This window comes from Porticoccus sp. Uisw_050_02 (assembly GCF_047729555.1).
GTDB lineage: Bacteria > Pseudomonadota > Gammaproteobacteria > Pseudomonadales > Porticoccaceae > Porticoccus.
Genome location: NZ_CP159825.1, coordinates 1,226,868 through 1,247,624 on the forward strand (window position 1 = coordinate 1,226,868; position 20,757 = coordinate 1,247,624).

22 protein-coding genes and 1 tRNA gene are annotated in these 20,757 nt (G+C 41.6%); 15 read left to right on the forward strand and 8 right to left on the reverse strand.

The annotated features are described in order from the left end of the window. Nucleotides 1-90 precede the first annotated feature (90 nt). The 3 genes from mreD to ABXT41_RS05900 form a co-directional block, all read right to left on the reverse strand. Nucleotides 91-606, reverse strand: coding sequence for a rod shape-determining protein MreD (gene mreD / locus ABXT41_RS05890; RefSeq protein WP_415390590.1), 516 nt, complete (start codon nucleotides 604-606; stop codon nucleotides 91-93). Beyond that, nucleotides 596-1,444, reverse strand: a complete 849-nt coding sequence (gene mreC / locus ABXT41_RS05895; protein WP_415390591.1) for a rod shape-determining protein MreC — start codon at nucleotides 1,442-1,444, stop codon at nucleotides 596-598. Before mreC ends, mreD begins: the two co-directional genes overlap by 11 nt. Nucleotides 1,445-1,513: 69 nt before the next feature. Next, nucleotides 1,514-2,548 carry a rod shape-determining protein gene (locus tag ABXT41_RS05900; protein ID WP_415390592.1) on the reverse strand — a complete coding sequence of 345 codons (1,035 nt, stop codon included), beginning with the start codon at nucleotides 2,546-2,548 and terminating at the stop codon, nucleotides 1,514-1,516. A 307-nt stretch (nucleotides 2,549-2,855) separates the two neighbouring features. Here ABXT41_RS05900 and gatC point away from each other — a divergent pair, with 307 nt between their 5' ends. From gatC to ABXT41_RS05935, 7 genes are all read left to right on the forward strand, one after another. Next, nucleotides 2,856-3,143: an Asp-tRNA(Asn)/Glu-tRNA(Gln) amidotransferase subunit GatC gene (gene gatC / locus ABXT41_RS05905; RefSeq protein WP_415390593.1), complete on the forward strand. Its 288-nt coding sequence runs from the start codon at nucleotides 2,856-2,858 to the stop codon at nucleotides 3,141-3,143. Nucleotides 3,144-3,174: 31 nt separating this feature from the next. Beyond that, nucleotides 3,175-4,659 carry an Asp-tRNA(Asn)/Glu-tRNA(Gln) amidotransferase subunit GatA gene (gene gatA / locus ABXT41_RS05910; protein ID WP_415391468.1) on the forward strand — a complete coding sequence of 495 codons (1,485 nt, stop codon included), beginning with the start codon at nucleotides 3,175-3,177 and terminating at the stop codon, nucleotides 4,657-4,659. Continuing rightward, nucleotides 4,659-6,107: an Asp-tRNA(Asn)/Glu-tRNA(Gln) amidotransferase subunit GatB gene (gatB, locus tag ABXT41_RS05915; protein WP_415390594.1), complete on the forward strand. Its 1,449-nt coding sequence runs from the start codon at nucleotides 4,659-4,661 to the stop codon at nucleotides 6,105-6,107. The genes gatA and gatB overlap by 1 nt, the downstream gene beginning before the upstream one ends. Nucleotides 6,108-6,157: 50 nt before the next feature. Continuing rightward, on the forward strand, nucleotides 6,158-6,454 hold the full coding sequence (locus ABXT41_RS05920) for a PA4642 family protein (RefSeq protein ID WP_415390595.1): 297 nt from the start codon (nucleotides 6,158-6,160) through the stop codon (nucleotides 6,452-6,454). 22 nt (nucleotides 6,455-6,476) lie between these two features. Continuing rightward, nucleotides 6,477-6,929 carry a lipocalin-like domain-containing protein gene (locus ABXT41_RS05925; protein WP_415390596.1) on the forward strand — a complete coding sequence of 151 codons (453 nt, stop codon included), beginning with the start codon at nucleotides 6,477-6,479 and terminating at the stop codon, nucleotides 6,927-6,929. Between the two features lie 93 nt (nucleotides 6,930-7,022). Next, on the forward strand, nucleotides 7,023-7,355 hold the full coding sequence (locus tag ABXT41_RS05930; protein WP_415390597.1) for a cupin domain-containing protein: 333 nt from the start codon (nucleotides 7,023-7,025) through the stop codon (nucleotides 7,353-7,355). A gap of 258 nt (nucleotides 7,356-7,613) precedes the next feature. Beyond that, nucleotides 7,614-7,823, forward strand: a complete 210-nt coding sequence (locus ABXT41_RS05935; protein WP_415390598.1) for a cold-shock protein — start codon at nucleotides 7,614-7,616, stop codon at nucleotides 7,821-7,823. Nucleotides 7,824-7,914: 91 nt separating this feature from the next. On the opposite strand, the gene ABXT41_RS05940 is transcribed toward ABXT41_RS05935, so the two are convergent. Further along, nucleotides 7,915-9,177 carry a DEAD/DEAH box helicase gene (locus tag ABXT41_RS05940; protein WP_415390599.1) on the reverse strand — a complete coding sequence of 421 codons (1,263 nt, stop codon included), beginning with the start codon at nucleotides 9,175-9,177 and terminating at the stop codon, nucleotides 7,915-7,917. Nucleotides 9,178-9,405: 228 nt separating this feature from the next. Then, on the reverse strand, nucleotides 9,406-10,719 hold the full coding sequence (gene rhlB, locus ABXT41_RS05945; RefSeq protein ID WP_415390600.1) for an ATP-dependent RNA helicase RhlB: 1,314 nt from the start codon (nucleotides 10,717-10,719) through the stop codon (nucleotides 9,406-9,408). Between the two features lie 234 nt (nucleotides 10,720-10,953). Here rhlB and ABXT41_RS05950 point away from each other — a divergent pair, with 234 nt between their 5' ends. Beyond that, on the forward strand, nucleotides 10,954-11,430 hold the full coding sequence (locus tag ABXT41_RS05950) for a flavin reductase family protein (RefSeq protein WP_415390601.1): 477 nt from the start codon (nucleotides 10,954-10,956) through the stop codon (nucleotides 11,428-11,430). An 11-nt stretch (nucleotides 11,431-11,441) separates the two neighbouring features. On the opposite strand, the gene prmC is transcribed toward ABXT41_RS05950, so the two are convergent. The 3 genes from prmC to hemA all read right to left on the reverse strand — a co-directional run bounded on the left by prmC (nucleotide 11,442) and on the right by hemA (nucleotide 14,792). Continuing rightward, the gene (gene prmC, locus ABXT41_RS05955; RefSeq protein ID WP_415390602.1) at nucleotides 11,442-12,305 is read right to left on the reverse strand and encodes a peptide chain release factor N(5)-glutamine methyltransferase; all 864 of its coding nucleotides are present in this window, start codon (nucleotides 12,303-12,305) and stop codon (nucleotides 11,442-11,444) included. Nucleotides 12,306-12,378: 73 nt separating this feature from the next. Further along, on the reverse strand, nucleotides 12,379-13,461 hold the full coding sequence (prfA, locus tag ABXT41_RS05960) for a peptide chain release factor 1 (RefSeq protein ID WP_415390603.1): 1,083 nt from the start codon (nucleotides 13,459-13,461) through the stop codon (nucleotides 12,379-12,381). A gap of 44 nt (nucleotides 13,462-13,505) precedes the next feature. Further along, complete coding sequence (gene hemA / locus ABXT41_RS05965; RefSeq protein ID WP_415390604.1) at nucleotides 13,506-14,792, reverse strand: glutamyl-tRNA reductase; 1,287 nt, start codon at nucleotides 14,790-14,792, stop codon at nucleotides 13,506-13,508. A 158-nt stretch (nucleotides 14,793-14,950) separates the two neighbouring features. Here hemA and ABXT41_RS05970 point away from each other — a divergent pair, with 158 nt between their 5' ends. From ABXT41_RS05970 to pth, 7 genes are all read left to right on the forward strand, one after another. Beyond that, nucleotides 14,951-16,780 (forward strand): tetratricopeptide repeat protein, encoded by a 1,830-nt coding sequence (locus ABXT41_RS05970; RefSeq protein WP_415390605.1) that lies wholly within the window; start codon nucleotides 14,951-14,953, stop codon nucleotides 16,778-16,780. Between the two features lie 4 nt (nucleotides 16,781-16,784). Beyond that, nucleotides 16,785-17,375 carry a lipoprotein insertase outer membrane protein LolB gene (lolB, locus tag ABXT41_RS05975; RefSeq protein ID WP_415390606.1) on the forward strand — a complete coding sequence of 197 codons (591 nt, stop codon included), beginning with the start codon at nucleotides 16,785-16,787 and terminating at the stop codon, nucleotides 17,373-17,375. An 8-nt stretch (nucleotides 17,376-17,383) separates the two neighbouring features. Beyond that, nucleotides 17,384-18,223: a 4-(cytidine 5'-diphospho)-2-C-methyl-D-erythritol kinase gene (gene ispE / locus ABXT41_RS05980; protein ID WP_415390607.1), complete on the forward strand. Its 840-nt coding sequence runs from the start codon at nucleotides 17,384-17,386 to the stop codon at nucleotides 18,221-18,223. Nucleotides 18,224-18,230: 7 nt separating this feature from the next. Beyond that, nucleotides 18,231-18,305: transfer RNA gene (locus ABXT41_RS05985), tRNA-Gln, on the forward strand. A gap of 68 nt (nucleotides 18,306-18,373) precedes the next feature. Beyond that, complete coding sequence (locus tag ABXT41_RS05990) at nucleotides 18,374-19,303, forward strand: ribose-phosphate pyrophosphokinase (RefSeq protein WP_415391469.1); 930 nt, start codon at nucleotides 18,374-18,376, stop codon at nucleotides 19,301-19,303. Nucleotides 19,304-19,430: 127 nt separating this feature from the next. Continuing rightward, nucleotides 19,431-20,111 carry a 50S ribosomal protein L25/general stress protein Ctc gene (locus ABXT41_RS05995; protein ID WP_415390608.1) on the forward strand — a complete coding sequence of 227 codons (681 nt, stop codon included), beginning with the start codon at nucleotides 19,431-19,433 and terminating at the stop codon, nucleotides 20,109-20,111. A 41-nt stretch (nucleotides 20,112-20,152) separates the two neighbouring features. Beyond that, nucleotides 20,153-20,743: an aminoacyl-tRNA hydrolase gene (pth, locus tag ABXT41_RS06000; protein ID WP_415390609.1), complete on the forward strand. Its 591-nt coding sequence runs from the start codon at nucleotides 20,153-20,155 to the stop codon at nucleotides 20,741-20,743. Nucleotides 20,744-20,757 lie beyond the last annotated feature (14 nt).

Here is a 20,757-nt window from a genome sequence, read left to right on the forward strand (position 1 = left end):
AGTATAAACTTAGTCACTGAATCTTGAGCTTAGCTTTTCCTGATCACCTGTTGTAACAAATTGGCCCGAATAATAGCCTGTCATTGGCAACTATCCCTGATTTTCAAATAAATTATCTTGATTCAACCTGCCACCCTTGGGTAACCTATTCATCAGCAAAGATAAAGGCGGCCAAATCAGAGCAGATGTTATTGCTGGGGCAATTAGCATAACAATACTCCAGTCAGTTCGATAAAGCAGAGAAATGCTGGCTAACAATAGCTGATTGAGTAGCACTAGAAGAAAGACTAAAAAAGCTTGAGGCAACAACCCAAAGTGATAAAACCGCTTGTTTAGAAGGATTAAAATATAAGCGCAAAATGAAAAAGTTATCGCATAGCGACCAAGCATTTGCCCTGAAAATATGTCAAGGAGCATACCAGCGAGCCATGCAAAAGCAATACCATATTGGCGTTGCTTTTTAAGTAGCCAGTAAGATGCAACCAATAATAAAAACTGAGGTCTCCAATATACCGTGGAGCCAAATACAGGGGTAATTTGCAATAATAATGCCATGAATAATGAAATAGTACTGTAAAAATATAAAGAGTAATTCTTATCGGGCATTCTTGCTTGCTCCAAATTTTTCTACAGTTTGGGACACGAGCAATAAATAACGACTTTGATCTATTTGAGCTGAGGGTTTAATATCTACAGCAAGATACGGATTACCGCTTATTGTATCAACAGAAGCAACTATCCCAACAGGATATCCAGCGGGGTATCGCCCACCAAGACCAGAACTAACCAACTGGTCACCTACTTTTATGTCTGCAATAGTAGAAACATAACGCAGAGCTAAATGCCTAAAATCACCATACCCCTCTGCAATAGAGCGCATCCCATTTCTCAAAACTTGCACGGGCAACGCATGAGAACTATCACTAATCAACAGCACCTTACTGCTAGTACTGTATACTTCTATAACTTGCCCCATTAACCCATCAGCATCAAGCACAGCCTGACCCTCAAACACTTTATAATCTTTCCCGCGATTGATTATAATAGTATGACTCAAGGGATCAGGAGAAACACCTGTCAGCTCTGCGACTAAAACGCTGTGTTGTAGTATTTCTGTGGCATTCAGCAAAGTTCGTAGTCGGGAATTTTCAGCGCTAAGATCTGCCATCCGTTGCAAGCGGCCCTTGAGAATCAATAATTCTACTTCTTGAAGCTTGCTCTTCTCTTTGAGATTTGCGGCGTCTGCAAACTCGTTTACGGTTTCATTTACCCATCTTGGAAGCAATGCTACCGAAAAAATAGGTATAGTGAGTTCAGCAATCCACGAGCGTGCAGGCTTTAACCACTGTGTGGTGGTATCAACTAGCAGAAGAACTCCAGCGATAACAGACAGAAATAACATTCGGCGAGCATATGAGGGGCTACTAGAAAAAAGGTTTCTCATACCGCCTTGCTCTCCACAACAGTCAAACCTTAAGCCAAAGAAACTTATTGGACCAATAATAACTATTTACTAATACGTCATCACATCCATATGTCGTTGATCCATGGTTTCTAGGGCTTTTCCCCCACCTCTAGCAACACAAGTCAAAGGATCTTCAGCTATAATAACTGGCAAGCCAGTCTCATGAGTAAGCAGGCGGTTTAGATCACGCAATAAGGCGCCACCTCCAGTTAAAACAATTCCAGTTTCTGCTATATCAGAGGCTAATTCAGGTGGAGATTGCTCCAACACTCGTTTTACTGCTTGCACTATCCCCGACAATGGTTCTTGTAGAGACTCTAATACCTCATCGCTATTTAATGTTATGCTCTTTGGGACCCCCTCAGCTAAGTTTCGACCCCTTATTTCAATCTCTCGAATCTCTTTTGCCGGATAGGCGCTTCCAATTTCAAATTTGATACGCTCAGCTGTTGTTTCGCCGATCACGCAACCGTATTTACGTCGCACGTAACTGCTAATAGCCTCATCAAAGCGATCGCCGCCAATACGTGCCGAATCAGAGAAAACAACTCCATTGAGAGACAAAATAGCAATTTCTGTCGTACCTCCTCCAATATCGACCACCATAGACCCACAAGCCTCACCTACAGGCATACCAGCCCCCAAAGCAGCAGCCATAGGCTCTTCTATTAGGAATACCTCTCTAGCTCCAGCACTATAGGCTGACTCGCGAATAGCTCTTTTCTCAACTTCTGTGGCTGCGCAGGGCACACAAATAAGCACTCTAGGGCTCGGTGGAATGAAGCTATGTGCATGTACTTTTTTAATGAAGTACTGAAGCATTTTTTCGGTAACTTGAAAATCCGCTATAACACCATCTTTTAGGGGTCTAATAGCAGTAATATTTCCGGGGGTACGACCCAGCATTCTCTTCGCTTCCACACCGACAGCATCAACAACTTTCTGGCCATTTTGATGTCGAATAGCGACCACAGAGGGCTCGTTAAGAACTATACCTTTTTCTTTGACATAAATAAGTGTATTTGCTGTTCCCAAATCAATAGAAAGGTCATTCGAAAACATTCCACGCAATCTCTTTAACATCCACATCTTCCTTGGCTTGCTGGTTCAGTATATAAGGTTGTTTTGGCGCTTCTTAGAGTCGCCCTTAACTCTAACAATCACTCAGATCTAGAGCAAGTTCTATAGTTGTTTTTTCAAGAATAATTTCATACAGTAGCATAAAGCATAAAAACATCGATGGTCCTCATGGTCTCTGCCCTTCCATAGAGTACCGTTAAAGCGAGGAATGTGGTACCTTAGCGCCTGCTTTCAACCCAAACAAAAATCATCGAAGGCTGTCATTTGGTTAGATCTAAATGTCAGCTGCACAACGCGCAGAAACTATATCATGGCTATTAATTATACAGATATTGAAAAACTCGCCGAATTGGCGCGCATACAGCTCAATGATGCGACCATTGCCGAAACTACGCAAAGTATTGCAGATGTGCTCTCCCTAGTTGATCGACTAAATGCTATAGATACTAAGAATGTTGATCCTATGGCTCATCCAACAGATGCAATTCAGTGCTTACGTTCTGACAACGTAACCGAGGTCAACCAGCGAGAAGCCTTTCAGGTTATTGCGCCATGTACAAAAAACGGGCTATATCTTGTCCCTAAAGTGATTGATTAAGGAACTAACGCAGTTGACAAACGATCATACCATTCATATAAAAACTATTGCTAGTATCATTTCTGGCTTAAATTCACGCGAGTTTTCCAGCGTAGAAGTTACCCAGTATTACCTGAATCGCATACAACAGCTAGACGGCATATATAACTGCTATATAACCGTCAACGAAGAATTCGCGCTAGCGCAAGCAAAAGCCTCAGACAAGCAACGCGCCTCAGGGAATTTTCCCCTGTTTTGTGGTGTCCCTATTGCACATAAAGACATTTTTTGCACTAAAGGCGTACGTACCAGCTGCGGTTCGAAAATGCTAGACAACTTCATCCCCCCTTACGATGCAACAGTAGTAGAAAAATTCTATCACTCTGGAGCTGTAGTTTTAGGAAAAACCAATATGGATGAATTTGCAATGGGCTCATCCAATGAAACTAGCTTTTATGGATCTGTAAAAAATCCTTGGGATACCAACACGGTCCCTGGAGGTTCATCTGGGGGTTCGGCAGCGGCTATTGCGAGTCATCTTACGCCAGGAGCGACCGGAACTGATACCGGCGGATCAATTCGGCAGCCTGCTGCTCTTTGTGGAATTACTGGCCTAAAGCCGACATATGGACGAGTATCTCGCTGGGGCATGATTGCCTTTGCCTCAAGTCTAGATCAGGCTGGACCGATGGCGCGGACAGCGGAGGACTGCGCATTAATGCTTAATGTAATGGCTGGATTTGACCCTAAAGATTCAACGTCAATAAACAAATCTGTTCCAGACTATACGCTAGATCTTTCACACACAGTAGAGGGCTTAAAAATAGGAGTTCCAAAAGAATATTTCCAAAAAGGACTAAATCCTGAGACTGAAAAAGCTATACTGGAAGCGCTAAGTCAGTTAGAAAAACAGGGTGCATCGTTGGTCAGCATCGATCTTCCGCACACCAATCTTGCAGTTCCTGCCTATTATGTAATTGCGCCAGCAGAAGCATCAGCTAACCTCTCACGATTTGACGGGGTGCGCTATGGACATAGGTGTGAAAATCCCATCGACCTTCGTGATATGTACATGCGTAGTCGTGCTGAAGGGTTTGGTGATGAAGTCAAACGTCGAATTTTAGTTGGGACCTACTGTCTTTCTGCTGGCTACTACGACGCATACTACCGAAAAGCACAACAAGTTAGGCGGCTTATTAAACAAGATTTTGTATCTGCATTTGAAAGTGTTGATGTCATCATGGGTCCGACTTCGCCCACTCCGGCCTTTGAGTTTGGCTCAAAAAGCAATGATCCAATAGCTATGTATCTAGAGGATATTTTTACCATTGCAACTAATTTAGCAGGGCTTCCAGGTATGTCTGTTCCTTGTGGTTTTGTAGACAAGAAACCTGTCGGTCTTCAGATTATAGGCAACTATTTTGAAGAGGCGCGCATGCTAAATGTGGCTCATCAATTTCAATGCGTCACTGGCTGGCACCAACAAATCCCAGAGGGTGTAAAGCTTTCTAGTGAAAATGAGGAAGGTGTCAACTAATGGAATGGGAGACTGTTATAGGGCTAGAAGTTCATGCTCAACTTGCCACCAAATCCAAAATTTTTTCTGGATCAAGTACTACTTTTGGTGCAGAGCCTAATATTCAAGCATCTGCTCTAGATTTAGCAATGCCAGGAACATTGCCCACGCCCAATGAAGAGGCATTCCGCTATGCAATCATGTTTGGTTTGGCCATTGGCGCCAAGATTGCAAAAACTTCGGTATTTGAGCGCAAGAACTATTTTTATCCAGACCTTCCTAAGGGCTACCAGACTACTCAACTGGAAAAACCAATAGTAGGCTCAGGAAAAATAGAAATTGAGCTATCCAGTGGCGCCAAGAAAACGATCCGAATACATCACGCCCATTTAGAAGAAGATGCTGGTAAGTCGCTCCATGAGGACTTTGAAGATATGACTGGAGTGGACCTTAATCGCGCAGGCACTCCATTAATAGAAATTGTCTCAGAACCAGATATCAGTAACGCAGAAGAGGCGATAGCATTCGCTAAAAAACTTCACAGCATTGTCACGTCCCTAGGTATTTGTGATGGAGAGATGTCGCAAGGCTCAATGCGTTTTGACGTTAATATTTCAATTAGAAGACCTGGGGAAGATTTAGGCACTAGAACAGAAACCAAAAACTTGAATTCTTTCAAATTTATGGAGGACGCCATAAGCATGGAGGTTGAGCGGCAAATTTACCTTATAGAGGATGGCGAAAAAATAATTCAAGAAACCAGATTATACAATGGAGATACCAAAGAGTCTCGATCTCTTCGCAGCAAAGAAGAGGCTAATGATTATCGCTATTTTCCTTGCCCCGATCTACTTCCTGTAGTCATAGAAGATGACTACATTGAAAAAATCCGCAAATCTCTACCCGAACTACCAGATGCTCGATATCACCGCTTTATACAGCAATACGAATTATCAGCCTATGACGCAAGCATTTTAAGTAGTGATCGCGCGATAGGGCAGTATTTTGAAACAGCTGTCAAAACTAGTGGAGATATTAAGCTAACTGTAAATTGGATATTAGGTGGGCTTTCAGCGCGTCTTAATGACGCCAATCTACTCATCAATCTTTCTCCGGTAAAAGCCGAACAGCTCGCTGGGATGATTTTCCGTATCCATGATGGCACCATTTCAGGAAAAATGGCAAAGCAAGTATTTGATGCTATGTGGAGTGGTGACGGCGATGCGGATACTATTATCAAAGCTCGTGGCTTAAAACAGGTTTCAGATGACAAGGCGATTGAAGTACTAGTAAATGAGGTATTAGCAGGAAATCCTACGCAGGTATCTGAATTTTGCAAAGCCGAGGAAACAAAACGATCAAAAATGTTAGGGTATTTTGTCGGGCAGATAATGAAAGCTTCGAAAGGCCAGGCTAATCCAAAACAAGTGAACGATATTTTATTGCAAAAACTTAATGGGCTACCTTGATATAAAAAAACCTGCCTTAAACATAGACTTAAAAATAGTAGCTAAAGCTCATGACATTCGTAAAAGACAAGCAAAAAATTCTCGGTGAAACATTTGATGACGAAAGAATAAAAACATTTTTACATTTTAAAGCCCCTCAAAATGTAAACCCAAGTTTCCATCTACTAGAAAAATCCTACCGGGGCATGAATATAGGAAATTTTGATACCTTTGTGAATTTTTTTCTTGATAGCGGTCACAATATAAATGCAAAAAACCCTGAAGGTAAAACTTTGCTAAGTATAATCCAAGAGCATGGGCATGGGAAAGTGTACGCTGTTGTATTGAAAAAATATGGCGGAATCTAGCACACCCCAAATACGGAATAATATGGATAAAAAAGAAGCTAAAATAGCTGCACTAAGAGCCAGTCTAGTAGGGACTTGGCGACTAACCGGATGGAAGAAAGCGTCATCAAATTCCAATGGTGAATCTGATGTATTTGGCTCCAACCCCACAGGTTACTTAAATTACGATCAAGATGGTCGTATCTTAGTCCTCGCCCTACATGGTGATAGGCCTAGCCCGTCTCAAAGTCCTCCTTCAGAGGAAGAAAAAATTAAGCTTTTTGATTCCATGCTTGCTTATGCTGGCACCTATACAGTTCAAGAAGATCGAGTTTTACATAAGTTAGATGCGAGCTGGAATGATATTTGGACAAATACAGTGCAGACACGCCTCATATCCCTTAAAAAAAATCGACTGACCTACACAACGCCTGTAATGATCGACCCTGTTGATGGGAAGCCATGCATATTTAAGGTGATGTTCGTTCGAGCTTAGATATGCTGACTAAATCTTGGCATAAACAATGAAAAATCCTACATCATCATGTTGTTGTTATGGTATAAATAAGAAACAAATTGGAGATCACTCATGATTGATAAAATGAATTTTGATGGTGTTGCTGTCTGTAACTGGCAGGATATTGAGCCCGTAGAAGGGGCTCCAGGAATTACAGTCCGAAATCTTTGGCGGGGAGAAAACAATAAACGTATAGACGTATATGAATTTGAACCTGGTGCTGTTTATGGCGCCCTTGACATCCATGAGACAGGCCCTGAACAAGTATATGTAATCTCAGGAGTATTCAGTGATGGCAGGAGCGATCATAAGGCGGGCACCTTTTTGCATCACCCGGTAGGTTCAGCTCATGTGCCCCAGTCAAAAACTGGCTGCGTACTTCTGGTGATTTTCCCAGAGGGCTAAGGGAAAATTTTATTGCAAGTCTTTGGTAACTAAGTTAAAAGAAATTTTTTAGCCACTATGTCAATCCTTTGACTGTAGAAAAAACTGGTATATAATCAATTTAGCTTGAAAGTACGTTTTATATTTATGCACACCATCTCGATGCCTCACCTTTAGTAGCTCGTCCGGTTCTTCATAAGTAATAGCAACACATTTTCAGCAAAAATTGTCTTCTTTTTTAAGGCTAAAAAATTACTATTGAATTGAAAGGATAAGATTATGTCTACTACTACTGGTACTGTTAAATGGTTTAATGAAGCAAAAGGTTTTGGTTTCATCGAACAAGAGTCTGGCCCAGATGTTTTTGCCCATTTCAGCGCTATTGCTGCTGAAGGGTTCAAAACTTTACTTGAAGGCCAAAAAGTTGAATTCACAGTTACTGAAGGTCAAAAAGGACCTCAAGCTGAGAATATTACTGTAATCAGTTAAGAGCGATGCGAAAATCTAAGCTGTATTTAGTAAAATAAAAAAGGCGAGATAAAATTCTCGCCTTTTTTATTCAATACTCATCCGAATGAGATCACCTATTTTTGTTGCCACGGGCTCCCCAAACATTCTTGTCTGGCCCTCGAGCATTACCTGCGTGTCTTGGCTTTCCCCTCCCTCTGTTCTGTCTACCATTCTCTATAGGTTCAGCCTTGATTGAAGGGTCTGGAGAAAATCCATCAATAACTTTTTTAGGCAGATTTAATTTTAGAAGGCGCTCTATGTCGCGCAATAATTTATGTTCATCCACGCATACTAATGATATAGCCTCGCCTTCTTTACCTGCACGACCAGTACGGCCAATACGATGAACGTAATCTTCCGACACGTTAGGTAGTTCGAAATTTACAACGTGAGGCAGCTGATCAATGTCAAGGCCGCGGGCTGCAATATCTGTCGCTACTAGTACGCGTATCTTGCCTTGCTTAAAATCAGCCAATGCTTTTGTTCGGGCACCCTGACTTTTGTTACCATGAATAGCAGCAGCAGTCAGTCCATCTTCTTCTAACTGCTTAGCCAGTCTGTTTGCACCATGCTTTGTGCGAGTAAAAACCAATACTTGCCTCCAATTTTCAGAGCCAATCAGAAATGAAAGTAATTCGCGCTTTCGACCCTTATCCACAAAATGAATCGTTTGTTCAATTCTTTCAGATGCAGTATTTCTTTGAGCTACCTCTATTAATGTCGGTGAATTCAATAAGCCATCAGCAAGTCTTTTAATATCGTCAGAGAAGGTTGCCGAAAATAAAAGATTTTGGCGTTTCTTGGGCAGCAACGCTAGTAACTTACGGATATCGGGAAGAAATCCCATGTCCAGCATCCGATCTGCTTCATCTAGCACTAGGATTTCTACTTGAGACAAATCTAATGTTTTTTGATGAGCATGATCAAGAAGACGCCCCGGTGTAGCTACAAGAATATCAACACCTGATCGCAATATAGCTATTTGAGGATTTATTTTGACGCCCCCAAAAATTACCGTAGAGCGAACTGATAAGTACTTACTATAGGTTTTAACGCTCTCTGCAACTTGTGCAGCTAGCTCTCGGGTAGGGGTTAACACTAAAGCCCTAATAGGCCGGGAGGATTTTTTTATACTATTTGCGCTTAATATCTGCAGCATAGGTAATGTGAAGCCAGCTGTTTTGCCAGTTCCTGTTTGGGCGCCAGCCAATATATCAAGCCCTTGGAGCACCAAAGGAATAGCTTTAATTTGGATGGGTGTTGGTTTGTTATATCCGCGTTCAGAGACAGCACGAAGTATATCAGCCGATAGGCCGAGTTCATTAAATAGCATGTTAAAGGGGACTCCGGTATCAGCATATTTATGATATTATCAAAAAATCGGTCTTGCGCTGAAAACCATTTATAAGGTGTCTGGAAATATTTAAAAAAAACGCTAAGATCACTGCTTAGAGAATAAGGTACTGACCGAAAGACACCGAGATGCGCGACTATAGCAAGTGCCGCCTAACGAGTCTATCTGTTACTAGTTAAATCTTGTGCCAAATATATAAATATTTTTTTATATTGGCATCAACAGCTTATCCGGCAGCTGAGACAGGAGCTTTGTTCCTAATAGCTTTTCTATTGGCTCCAATAAAAATGCATCGTCTTCGCAGGCAAAACTTATAGACGTACCGGTCTTGCCAGCTCTTCCGGTACGACCAATGCGGTGTACGTAATCTTCAGGCTCTTCAGGTAATGTATAGTTTACTACATGACTAATACCGTCTATATGAATACCTCGACCAGCAACATCTGTAGCGACCAAAATTTTCAATTTTCCAGACTTAAAATCTGCTAGAGTCTTTACTCGCTTGCCTTGAGGCACCTCACCAGAAAGAAGCCCGACACTAAATCCCTTGCTTTTTAATTTTTCCTGAAGCCTGCGACATTGATCGCGTCGATTAGCAAAAACAATCACGCTTTCGACTTCATCCTGATCAATGATGTTGCTCAGCAGTTCAAATTTTTCAAGCGTCGAGGTTATGTAAACCTTTTGAGTCACAGTATCTGTGGCAACACTCTCGGGTTCAATTTCAACAGTGGTTGGATTAACCGTCCATTGTTCGGCGAGATTCATCACCTCAGAAGTAAAGGTTGCAGAAAAAAACATTGTTTGTCGACTTTCTTGATGAGGGGCTAAGCGGATAATACGTCTTACTTGAGGGATGAATCCCATATCAAGCATTCTGTCTGCTTCGTCAAGTACCAAGATCTCAGTTCTATCAAGATAGACATCATTGCTTCCTGCAAAATCCAATAAACGCCCCGGTGTGGCCACCAAGATATCACATAAACTCTCATGCAGGCGGCGCTTCTGTTTGTCGTAATCCATACCTCCAACCAAGCTATGGACCTTTAAGTCAGTGTACTTACAAAGATCTTGAGCATCCCCTGCTATCTGCATCACGAGCTCTCGAGTGGGAGCAATAATCAGTGACCTAGCCTCGCCTGCAAAGTAATCGTCCTCAACGGGATTACCAAGGAGTTCAGTAATAATTGTAGTTAAAAAAGCGGCAGTTTTTCCAGTGCCAGTTTGGGCTTTGCCCACAATATCATGGCCACGTAACGTATAAGGCAGCGTTCTTGCCTGGATCGGGGAACAATACTTGAATCCTAGATCTGCTATTGCATGCATCAGAGAAAGGGGTAGATCGAGATCATGAAAACGTGTCTTACCGGCTTCTTGGCCCACTTTAAACTTAGATAAATCCCAGTCCGTCAAAAGATTATTACTCGCTTTGTTTTTGCGCTGAAGTTCACTATTTTTCGGTTGACTTGGAACGCCTGTTTGCTGATTTTTCTCAAAAACTGAACTATCCCTGTTTGTCATAATATTGCCAATTTAAATAAATCTTTCACCTTCGCGTATCTCTAAAAAACCGAAGGGAGTGAAAACGTTCCGGATTGTAGCATGAGATCCCCACACTAAGCTTATTTGACGAATTTGTTTCAAATATTTAAATGATGCAACACAAATCGTTATTTGATGCTTTTAAATCCGCGTCTTATTGGGTTACCCTGACGCACACACCAAGATAACTACATTTACTTTAGGGTTAATAGCATGACAGCTCAAGAAAACCACGAATTACGCAATGCCTTTGGTAGTTTTGCAACAGGTATTACTGTAATCACTGCTCTAGATGGAGAAAAGACCCCCCAAGGAATGACGGCCAATAGTTTTTCAACCGTATCATTAGAGCCTCCTCTTGTTTCTTGGTGTGTAGGTCAAGAATCAAGACTATTTGACTTATTCCAACAAGCCGGTCATTTCGCAGTAAATATTCTAAGTGGTAACCAAAAATCAACTTCTGAATTATTTGCTAGCTCACATAACGATAAATTTTCACAAGCATCTTGGCATTCTGGTGCGCATGGCTTGCCACTGCTAGATGGCTGCGCATCTCAGTTTACATGCGCTACAGAGCACCTTTACTCTGGGGGAGATCACATTATCATAGTAGGTCGAGTACTAGATTTTTCTAACAACAACATATCGCCATTAATTTTTCATGGCGGGAAATATCAAAAATTAAAATAAAAATATGGTACCTATAATTCAGCCTTAAAACATACACTGACTCGATCAAGGCCAGACAGGTCAATGAAAGTTTCTGTACCACTAAAACCAGCCTGGATCATTTTTTGACGAACCTCTTTTCCTTGACTGTGTCCGTGCTCCAGTAACAACCAGCCCCCAGGCTTAAGATGTAAATAAGAGTCAAAAACAACTGTATGGATATCAGCCAAGCCAGAATCGTTGGCCACAAGGGCTGATAACGGCTCAAATCTAACGTCACCTTCTTGGAGGTGTTTATCTTTAAGGCACAAATATGGCGGATTACTTACAATAAGGTCAAATTGTATTTCTTTTAAGTTAGAAAACCAGTTACTTTGACAAATCTTTACATTATCAAAACCAAATTGCTGTCGATTCTCCTCGGCAAGGGCAACGGCACCGAATTCTAAATCAACAGCTATAATTTCCCAGAATGGTTTTTCGCTCGCAAGAGCTAGTGCAATAGCCCCGGTTCCTGTTCCTAAATCTAATACTGAAATCTGTTGATCCAAAGGTAGAGAAAGGGCTTTTTCTATAAGCAGTTCTGTCTCTGGCCTAGGTATGATAGTGACAGGAGAAACTTTAAGCGGCAACGACCAGAATTCACGTCTTTTTATGATATAAGCGACAGGTTCTCCGTTAACTCGGCATCTCAAAAGTTCATTAAAGCGTGTCTGTTCTAAGCTGCTCAGGATTTGATTAGGCCATGTATATAAATGGGCGCGATCTTTTCCCAGAACATAACTAAGTATTATCTCTACATCTAGCCTTGGACTGTCACTTACATCAGCTAGCTCAACACTGAGTTTCAGCAAATTTGAAATAGCCATGCAATTCATAGAAGCATCAGTAGGCATCCGCTAATCCTAGCGATAAAATTCTTCTGTTCAAAGAGTGAACTTTTTTAGACATGAAACGTGCATCTACCTTTTAAGAGGAAATTGTAGCCAGTAGATCCGCCTGATGTTCATTCACTAAAGGTTGAATGACCTCATCTAACTGCCCTTCCATTACCTCTCCTAGCTTGTATAGCGTCAGGTTGATTCGGTGATCTGTGATACGACCCTGAGAGTAATTATAAGTGCGGATGCGTTCTGAGCGATCCCCGCTACCAACCAATGAACGGCGCTCTTCTGCCAAATTTTCCGCAGCAACAACTTCTTGAGCGTTTTTTAAGCGGGATGACAACAGGGCCATAGCCCTCGCCTTGTTTTTATGTTGGGAGCGCTCGTCTTGACACTCAACAACCAGTCCTGTTGGAAGATGGGTTATACGGATAGCCGAATCTGTCTTATTGACATGTTGGCCGCCGGCGCCTGAAGCGCGAAAAGTGTCAACACGAAGATCTCCTTTTTTAATATCAATATCATCTAGTGCATCTACTTCTGGCATAACTGCCACAGTACAGGCAGACGTATGTACACGGCCTTGAGATTCAGTATCCGGGACTCTTTGTACGCGATGAGCACCGGATTCAAATTTCAATTTAGAGTAAACACCCTGTCCTATGATCAAGCTAATAATCTCCTTATAGCCACCATGATCGCCTAAATTCTCACTGATAATCTCCACCTTCCATTTTTTGCTCTCAGCATATTTACAGTACATACGAAACAGATCACCAGAAAAAATAGCTGCTTCATCGCCACCAGTGCCTGCACGAATCTCCAGAAATACATTTTTCTCATCATTGGTATCTTTGGGTAATAAAAGTTTCTGTATTGCAATCACAATACTAGAAAGTTTTTCTGTTTCTAGGGTTATCTCTTCTTCAGCCATGCCTCTAATATCTAGATCAGAATCCCGAAGTAGCAGCCTTGCTTCAGATATTTTTTCTTCGACCAAGATATAGTCTTTATGAGCTTCGACAATTGGCTCCTGTTCGGCATACTCCTTAGAAAGCGCACGAAAATAATTTTGATTACCTATTACACTAGGATCGCCCAAAAGCGCTCGCACTTCTTCATGGCGATCAGTCATCAATTGTAGCTTTTCTAAAATAGATTCTTTCATTAGCGCACTTTATTATTTAATTAGCCAACAGTAAGCTTACTTGTTTAATGATTTGACTCATTTTTATCTGATTTCTGTAATCCAAATAAATCACCAGCCAAGCGAATATGATCTTTGCGCCCCCGCTCTCCAACTTGCTTGAGTTTTCTTGATGGAGCGTGCAAAAGCTTATTAGTTAAATTTCGCGCCAAACTTCTTACTATATCCTCAGGATCTTGACCTGCTCGCAAGGCAAGCAAAGCTTTTTCAGCCTCAATATCACGAGTTTCTTCTAAATTTTTACGAAAGGCTCGAATCATATCTACCACATCAAGACCCTGAAGCTGACTTTTCCATTCACTCACACCCTCTTCTATGATTTTCTCAGCTTTATTTGCAGCATTTTCACGCGAACGCATATTCTCAAGAATAACCTCTTGAAGATCATCTACGGTAAAAAGATAAATATCATCCAAGCCTGCAACTTCTGGTTCAATATCTCTAGGTACCGCTAAATCCAACATAAACATAGGTTTATGTTTACGTTTTTTAATTGCTGACTCTACAGCACCTTTTCCAAGTATGGGCAACTGACTACCTGTTGATGAGATCAAGATGTCTGCTTTTTGAAGGAATTCAGGAATATCTGAAAATAATATTGCATGGGCGCCAAATTCTTGAGCCAACTCTTCGGCTCTACGCAGTGTTCGGTTAGAAACCGTAATGCTGCCCACCTGTTTCTCTATTAAATGTTTTGCTACCAATTCAATAGTTTCTCCAGCGCCAATCAAAAGTACGTGAGCATCTTTCAGATTTGAGAAAATTTGCTGCGAAAGGCTCACAGCAGCATATGCAACAGAGACAGGATTTTGACCAATAGCTGTTTCGGTGCGAACTCGTTTTGCGATAGAAAATGCTTGCTGAAATAACTGATTAAGTTTTGTAGAAACTGTTTCTGCTTCCTGCGCTACAGCATAAGCTGACTTGAGCTGACCTAATATTTGCGGCTCACCCAGTATCATTGAATCTAAGCCACTAGCGACTTTCATCATATGTTTAACAGCATCTTCATTTCTGTAAGTATAGCAACAGGTAGATAATTCGCTTGCTGACAACTGATGGTAATCTGCTAGCCAGTCCAAGATCTTCTCAGCACTTCCATGAGAATCATTAGGGTCAACAAAATATATCTCTGTGCGATTACAGGTAGACAGGATGGCCACCTCGCCAATGCCGGTAACTTCGATCGCATTGCGTAAGGCCCTAATCATATTCTCTGGAGCAAAAGCTACCTTCTCTCGAAGATCGAGAGCGGCAGTGCGGTAATTGATTCCAAATGTGAAAATAGTCATTAATTCAATGCTTGATAAGGCTAATCTGCAATTGTCCGGCTCTAAGCCTTTAAAGACAAGTGATATTCGGTCAATATTTAACTAGCGTTAAAGCTTTTGTTGTTGTTAAAGTATCTAACTTCAATGCACAAACAATCAAAAATTTTATACGCAAATATATGAGCAGCTACAACCTTTCCATCCTAATAATAGCGCTATGTGGCTTTATACTGAACGGCTGCACTAGCCAAATTACCAACAAAAGTATCAGTGCTCAGCCATATCAAACACCTCATACCAAGTTAGCCCCAGTGCCCATTAAAAATATCCAAACACTTTCTGAGCAAAGAAAAATATTACGTGAACGTAAATATGAGGTTCGCCCATTCACTGAAGATACCCTATATGACTTAATAATAGCAGAGCTCGCAGGCCTGAGAGGTAAGACAGCTATTTTTCAAGAAAAATATATCACTCAAGCAAGATTAACTCATGATCCAGAAATAGTTGCGAGAATTGCGAGAATTGCGCTCTATTACAATAATTCATCTCTATTGCTGGAAATGGCTAAATTATGGATGGAAGTAGAACCCGATAGAATTGAGGCAAGCAGTATATATGCCAAAGCTCTTTTAAAATACGGCCGAATCGATGAGGCAATTCCCTATATAATATTTTCTCTTGAGCGTGATGATACGGGGCCACTTCTAGACTTACTTGTCTCTGCACGCAAGATAAAAAGAGCAGAGCTGCTCGGATTTTATAAAAAAATAGAAGCGCAGGTCCCTAACAATTTTGTTCTAAAAATTACTAAGGCAAGAATTTTATATGAACAAGGTCTCAGTACAGAACCACTAGAAATTATTGATCGATTACTACTAGTAACCGCCAACAAAAGATTTATGGATACAGCTTTCGAGCTCAAAGCTGAAATACTTTTCATGCAAGGAAAAGAAAAGGAAGCGTATACTGCTATAAACCAATTGTCTGACACCAGTCTAAAGCGAGATTTGGAGCTCGAATTTGCGGAAGAAGCACTAGAAAAAAGCCCCGAAAACGGGCATCAAAAATTGACTGCACTGCTCAAACAATACCCTAATGATAAAAATATCACTTATTCATTAGCTTGTGCCGCTAGATTGCTTGGCCTTCAAGAAGAATCAATCAAGCTTTTCACCAGAGTAATCCAAGCCCCAGCTAATAAGTGGCATTATTACCATGCTCATTACGAGCTAGGCGTCCTGTACAAGAAGGATAATTCTGTAGCATCTTCTACTCATCTTACAAAATTTATAGAAGGCGCCAACACAGGCTTTATAGACGGAAAGGAAAACGCTTATAGGCTCATAGATGCGATATCTGCTCTGAAAGAAGTCATGGCAACACAGGGAGGGGTAGCCAAACTGCGACTCATACTGCATGATCTTCGCACCAAGAGACCTACGTTCGCCCCCATAACATACTTTATTGAAGCTGAAATGTTGCGTGAGCAGAAACTTCTAGATGAGGGGTACGATCTTCTTAGTACTGCTCTGCTTGAGTATCCAGAAAACCAAGACTTTCTTTATATGCGATCCACGGTCAGTGGTCTTCAAAAAAATATTCTGCAATCTGAGAAAGATCTAAGGTCTATTCTAGCAATAAATCCGAATCATGCTGAGGCACTTAATGCTCTAGGATATTCCATGACACTGAATAGTGATCGCTATAGTGAAGCACGCGAATTAATACTCAGGTCTCTTAAATTAAATCCTAAGTCGCCAGAAGCCCTAGATAGCTTAGGGTGGGTCTGTTATCGACTGGGGGACCACGCGGAGGCTATTAAACATCTAACTCGGGCACTATCAAGTTTATTGATACCTGAGCCGGAAATTGTGGCTCACCTAGGTGAAGTGCTTTGGATTACAGGGCAAAAAAAAGAGGCTAGGCTGGTGTGGGGTCAAATTTTACAGAACGACCCAAGTAACGCTATTATCCAGGAAACCCTCGAGCGTCTTGAGGTAGAATGAGCTTATGCAAAGAATTATTTTTTTACTATTTACGATTCTAGTCAGCTCGTGCGCTATCAATAAAAATTATTCGCCTTTAAATACCATTGGCTGGGAGCAACACCTCAACAAAATAACACAGTTAGATCACTGGATTCTTCAGGGGAAAATAGGCTATAGGGACTCAAAAGAAGGCGGTGCTGCCTGGATATCATGGGATCAACGAGGGGATGTCTTTGATGTAAAATTAAACGGTCCTCTTGGGATCGGCACAACTAGGATAACAGGCAATCAATATCATGCTCAATTACAGCGCGGGGCCAGGCAACCTGATACTGCAAGCTCAGCTGAAGATCTTACTGAGCTGCTGTTTGGGTGGCAGTGGCCAGTAAAACAACTTAGATTTTGGATTAGAGGCATCGCCGCCCCGTCCTCATCAAAGATGATGTCTATTTATAACAGTGACGGAACCTTGAGCTCACTGAAGCAATCGGGCTGGGCATTGCAATTTTCTGACTATCAAAACATAAAAGGCTGGAGGCTTCCAGGAAATATACAGGGCAAGAAAGGTACCTACCAATTTAATTTAAAAATAAAAACGTGGCTACCAAACTAAGGATTTCAATGAGACTATCACTTCCTTCTCCAGCAAAAATTAACTTATTTCTCCATATAACTGGACGCCAAGAGAACGGTTATCATAACTTACAAACATTATTCCAGTTACTTGATTATGGTGATCGTCTCGACATTGAATCTAATCAGAGTGGCGAAATTCAACTATCGTCGCCTATGAAAGATATTTCCGATAAGGACAATCTTATTTTACTTGCTGCTCAGGCTATCCAAAAATACACAAGATGCGCCTTAGGGGCAAAAATATCTCTAGACAAGCGGCTACCTATTGGAGGCGGATTGGGTGGCGGGAGCAGTAATGCTGCGACAACATTACTAGGATTGAATGCCGCCTGGAAGCTAAATTTATCGAATGATGAGCTTTTAAAGATAGGCGCTAATATGGGTGCAGACATCCCAGTTTTCGTTTTCGGTTATACTGCTTGGGCTGAAGGGATTGGAGGAAAGCTTACCCTTACAGAAAGACCAACTGAATGGTTTTTAGTTTTAATGCCAAATACACACATCTCTACAGCAGAAATATTTGCTCATCAGGGTTTGACAAGAAACACGCATCCGATCAAAATAGCCGACTTTGTTGAGAAGAGTGGAAAAAACGACTGTCAATCAGTAGTTGAAGCACTGTATCCTGAGGTGAAAAAAGCGCGCCAATGGCTAGATCAGTTCGCTTATGCTAGGTTAACGGGAACAGGTGCATGTTTATTTTCATCTTTTGCCTCAGAAGCTGAAGCAAAATTAGTGCTTAAACAAATACCAGCGCCATGGCAGGGTTTTGTTGCTAAAGGGGTCAATAAGTCTCCTTTGTTAAAATTTCTACCTCCTAGATAAAAATTATTGGGGTGTCGCCAAGCGGTAAGGCAGGGGCTTTTGATGCCCCCATGCGGAGGTTCGATCCCTCCCACCCCAGCCATATCTCTCTAAAATTATAGCTAGGGAGCGCAAACTACAACTACCAGGGAAGATTTTGTGGCAAACTTAATGGTATTTTCTGGAAATGCAAATCCAGCGCTAGCAAAAGAAATCACACGATTTCTCGGAATTCCTTTAAGTGATGCTGTTGTTTCACAGTTTTCTGACGGTGAAATTAACATCGAAATTTGCGAAAATGTTCGCGGACGGGATGTTTTTATTGTGCAACCGACATGTCCGCCAACCCATAAATATCTAATGGAATTAATTTTAATGGTAGACGCGCTGCGTCGAGCCTCTGCTGCACGTATCACTGCGGTAATTCCCTACTTTGGCTATGGACGTCAAGACCGACGAGTTCGTTCTATTCGCGTGCCAATTAGTGCCAAGGTTGTTGCTGATATGATTGCTAACGTTGGTGTAGATCGTGTAATGACAGTTGATCTGCATGCCGAACAAATACAGGGTTTCTTCAACTGTGCAGTGGAAAATGTTTACGGTTTACCACTGATGACAGAAGATGTAGAGCGCCAAAATTACCAAAAACCGACTGTTGTTTCGCCTGATATTGGGGGTGTAGTTCGAGCTCGAGCGATGGCAAAAATACTAAACACAGAACTAGCTATAATCGATAAACGTCGGCCAGAAGCAAACCAAATAGAAGTGATGAATATTATCGGAGAGGTAACGGGCCGTACCTGCATATTAATTGATGACATTGTCGATACAGCCGGTACTTTATGCAAAGCCGCTGAAGCCTTAAAAGAACGCGGAGCAAGCAAAGTAGTGGCTTACTGTACTCATGCTGTTTTGTCTGGGAAGGCTCTTGCAAATATCGAAAAATCAGCGCTGGACACCATGGTTGTTACAAATAGCATTCCGACAAGTCCTGCTGCATTAAAAAGTGATCGCATCAGAGTTTTAACTATAGGAAAAATGCTGGCAGAAGCCATGCGTCGTGTAAGCAACGAAGAATCCATCAGTGCTATGTTTGATTAACACCTGGCTTTTCAGATAACAATCGAACACAGCAACTGATAAATTACCGCCCAATTTAGGGCTATCAGGAATATCCCTCTTCAATTCTGGTCGCGGATTACTGGGGATTAAATTAGGAGACAACATAATGTCAAATGACTTTCAGCTAGATGCAACTGTACGAAACGACATGGGGAAAGGTGCGAGCCGCCGCCTGCGTCGTTTATCTAACGAAATACCTGCCATCGTTTATGGCGGAAAAACTCCATCACAAAGCATATCTCTATCTCATAAAGAGCTAGATCGTTCGCTTCAAAATGAAGCATTCTATTCGCACATCATCACCTTGAATGTAGAGGGAAAGGCTGAAGAGGTAATTCTGAAGGATCTTCAACGTCACCCTGCAAAACCAGTTATCCTTCATGCTGACTTTTTGCGTGTTAGTAAAACACAGAAGTTTAATACGAAAGTTCCACTTCATTTTATCAATGAAGATATTTGTGCAGGTGTTAAGTTGGGTGGAGGAAATATAACGCATAGCATGACAGAAATTGATATTTCATGCCTACCTGGTGATCTCCCTGAATACATTGAGGTGGATGTAGCTGAAGTAGAAATCGGGCAAATCCTACATATTTCTGATGTTAAGCTGCCCAAAGGGGTGGAAAGTATTGCCTTAAATTATGGAGAAGAGCGCGACTCGCCTATTTTCACTATCAACAAACCCAAAGAAGAAGTTGAAGAAGAAGTTATAGCTGATGAGGCTACTGAGCAGCAGTCTGGAGGAGAAGCCCAAGAGGCTGATTCAGCTGATGATAAAAGCGACTAAGCTTCTTTTATCATCTTGACACAAACAACGAGGCTTCAGTATTGGGTACATCTGTTCAGTTAATTGTAGGGCTGGGAAATCCAGGTTCTGAATACGAACAAACCCGTCATAATGCTGGGGCCAATTTTGTTTTGGCTCTCTCAGAGCATTACCAAGCTACATTACAGACTGAAAGTAAATTCTTTGGCTCCACTGCCCGCATCACAATAGAAGAGCAGGACATACGCCTGCTAATACCCAATACATATATGAATCTAAGCGGAAAATCTATAGTAACCATGGCTAGATTTTATCAAATTAATCCAGAAAAAATTTTGGTGATTCATGACGATCTTGATCTAAATCCAGGGATCTCTAGATTTAAAATAGGCGGCGGCCATGGAGGGCATAATGGATTAAAGGATACTATTAAGGCGCTAGGCAACAACGCTAATTTTTCGCGTCTTCGAATAGGTATTGGACATCCAGGGCATGCAAGCGAGGTTGTAAATTTTGTTCTGAAAAAGGCCCCTCAATCTGAACAACAGTTAATCAATGAGGCAATCGTTGATGCCGTACGGGTAATTCCCTTGGCTGTTTCGGGAGACTGGGGCAAAGCAATGAAGGAACTGCATACGCAACAAGACAGCTAATTTTTTAGTCTTAT

What these genes read in the sequence shown, in the direction of transcription:
- mreD (WP_415390590.1), bottom strand. Translation starts at nt 606, where the DNA reads ATGCCCGATAAGAATTACTCTTTATATTTTTACAGTACTATTTCATTA.
- mreC (WP_415390591.1), bottom strand. Translation starts at nt 1,444, where the DNA reads ATGAGAAACCTTTTTTCTAGTAGCCCCTCATATGCTCGCCGAATGTTA.
- ABXT41_RS05900 (WP_415390592.1), bottom strand. Translation starts at nt 2,548, where the DNA reads ATGTTAAAGAGATTGCGTGGAATGTTTTCGAATGACCTTTCTATTGAT.
- gatC (WP_415390593.1), top strand. Translation starts at nt 2,856, where the DNA reads ATGGCTATTAATTATACAGATATTGAAAAACTCGCCGAATTGGCGCGC.
- gatB (WP_415390594.1), top strand. Translation starts at nt 4,659, where the DNA reads ATGGAATGGGAGACTGTTATAGGGCTAGAAGTTCATGCTCAACTTGCC.
- ABXT41_RS05920 (WP_415390595.1), top strand. Translation starts at nt 6,158, where the DNA reads ATGACATTCGTAAAAGACAAGCAAAAAATTCTCGGTGAAACATTTGAT.
- ABXT41_RS05925 (WP_415390596.1), top strand. Translation starts at nt 6,477, where the DNA reads ATGGATAAAAAAGAAGCTAAAATAGCTGCACTAAGAGCCAGTCTAGTA.
- ABXT41_RS05930 (WP_415390597.1), top strand. Translation starts at nt 7,023, where the DNA reads ATGATTGATAAAATGAATTTTGATGGTGTTGCTGTCTGTAACTGGCAG.
- ABXT41_RS05935 (WP_415390598.1), top strand. Translation starts at nt 7,614, where the DNA reads ATGTCTACTACTACTGGTACTGTTAAATGGTTTAATGAAGCAAAAGGT.
- ABXT41_RS05940 (WP_415390599.1), bottom strand. Translation starts at nt 9,177, where the DNA reads ATGCTATTTAATGAACTCGGCCTATCGGCTGATATACTTCGTGCTGTC.
- rhlB (WP_415390600.1), bottom strand. Translation starts at nt 10,719, where the DNA reads ATGACAAACAGGGATAGTTCAGTTTTTGAGAAAAATCAGCAAACAGGC.
- ABXT41_RS05950 (WP_415390601.1), top strand. Translation starts at nt 10,954, where the DNA reads ATGACAGCTCAAGAAAACCACGAATTACGCAATGCCTTTGGTAGTTTT.
- prmC (WP_415390602.1), bottom strand. Translation starts at nt 12,305, where the DNA reads ATGCCTACTGATGCTTCTATGAATTGCATGGCTATTTCAAATTTGCTG.
- prfA (WP_415390603.1), bottom strand. Translation starts at nt 13,461, where the DNA reads ATGAAAGAATCTATTTTAGAAAAGCTACAATTGATGACTGATCGCCAT.
- hemA (WP_415390604.1), bottom strand. Translation starts at nt 14,792, where the DNA reads ATGACTATTTTCACATTTGGAATCAATTACCGCACTGCCGCTCTCGAT.
- ABXT41_RS05970 (WP_415390605.1), top strand. Translation starts at nt 14,951, where the DNA reads ATGAGCAGCTACAACCTTTCCATCCTAATAATAGCGCTATGTGGCTTT.
- lolB (WP_415390606.1), top strand. Translation starts at nt 16,785, where the DNA reads ATGCAAAGAATTATTTTTTTACTATTTACGATTCTAGTCAGCTCGTGC.
- ispE (WP_415390607.1), top strand. Translation starts at nt 17,384, where the DNA reads ATGAGACTATCACTTCCTTCTCCAGCAAAAATTAACTTATTTCTCCAT.
- ABXT41_RS05990 (WP_415391469.1), top strand. Translation starts at nt 18,374, where the DNA reads ATGGTATTTTCTGGAAATGCAAATCCAGCGCTAGCAAAAGAAATCACA.
- ABXT41_RS05995 (WP_415390608.1), top strand. Translation starts at nt 19,431, where the DNA reads ATGTCAAATGACTTTCAGCTAGATGCAACTGTACGAAACGACATGGGG.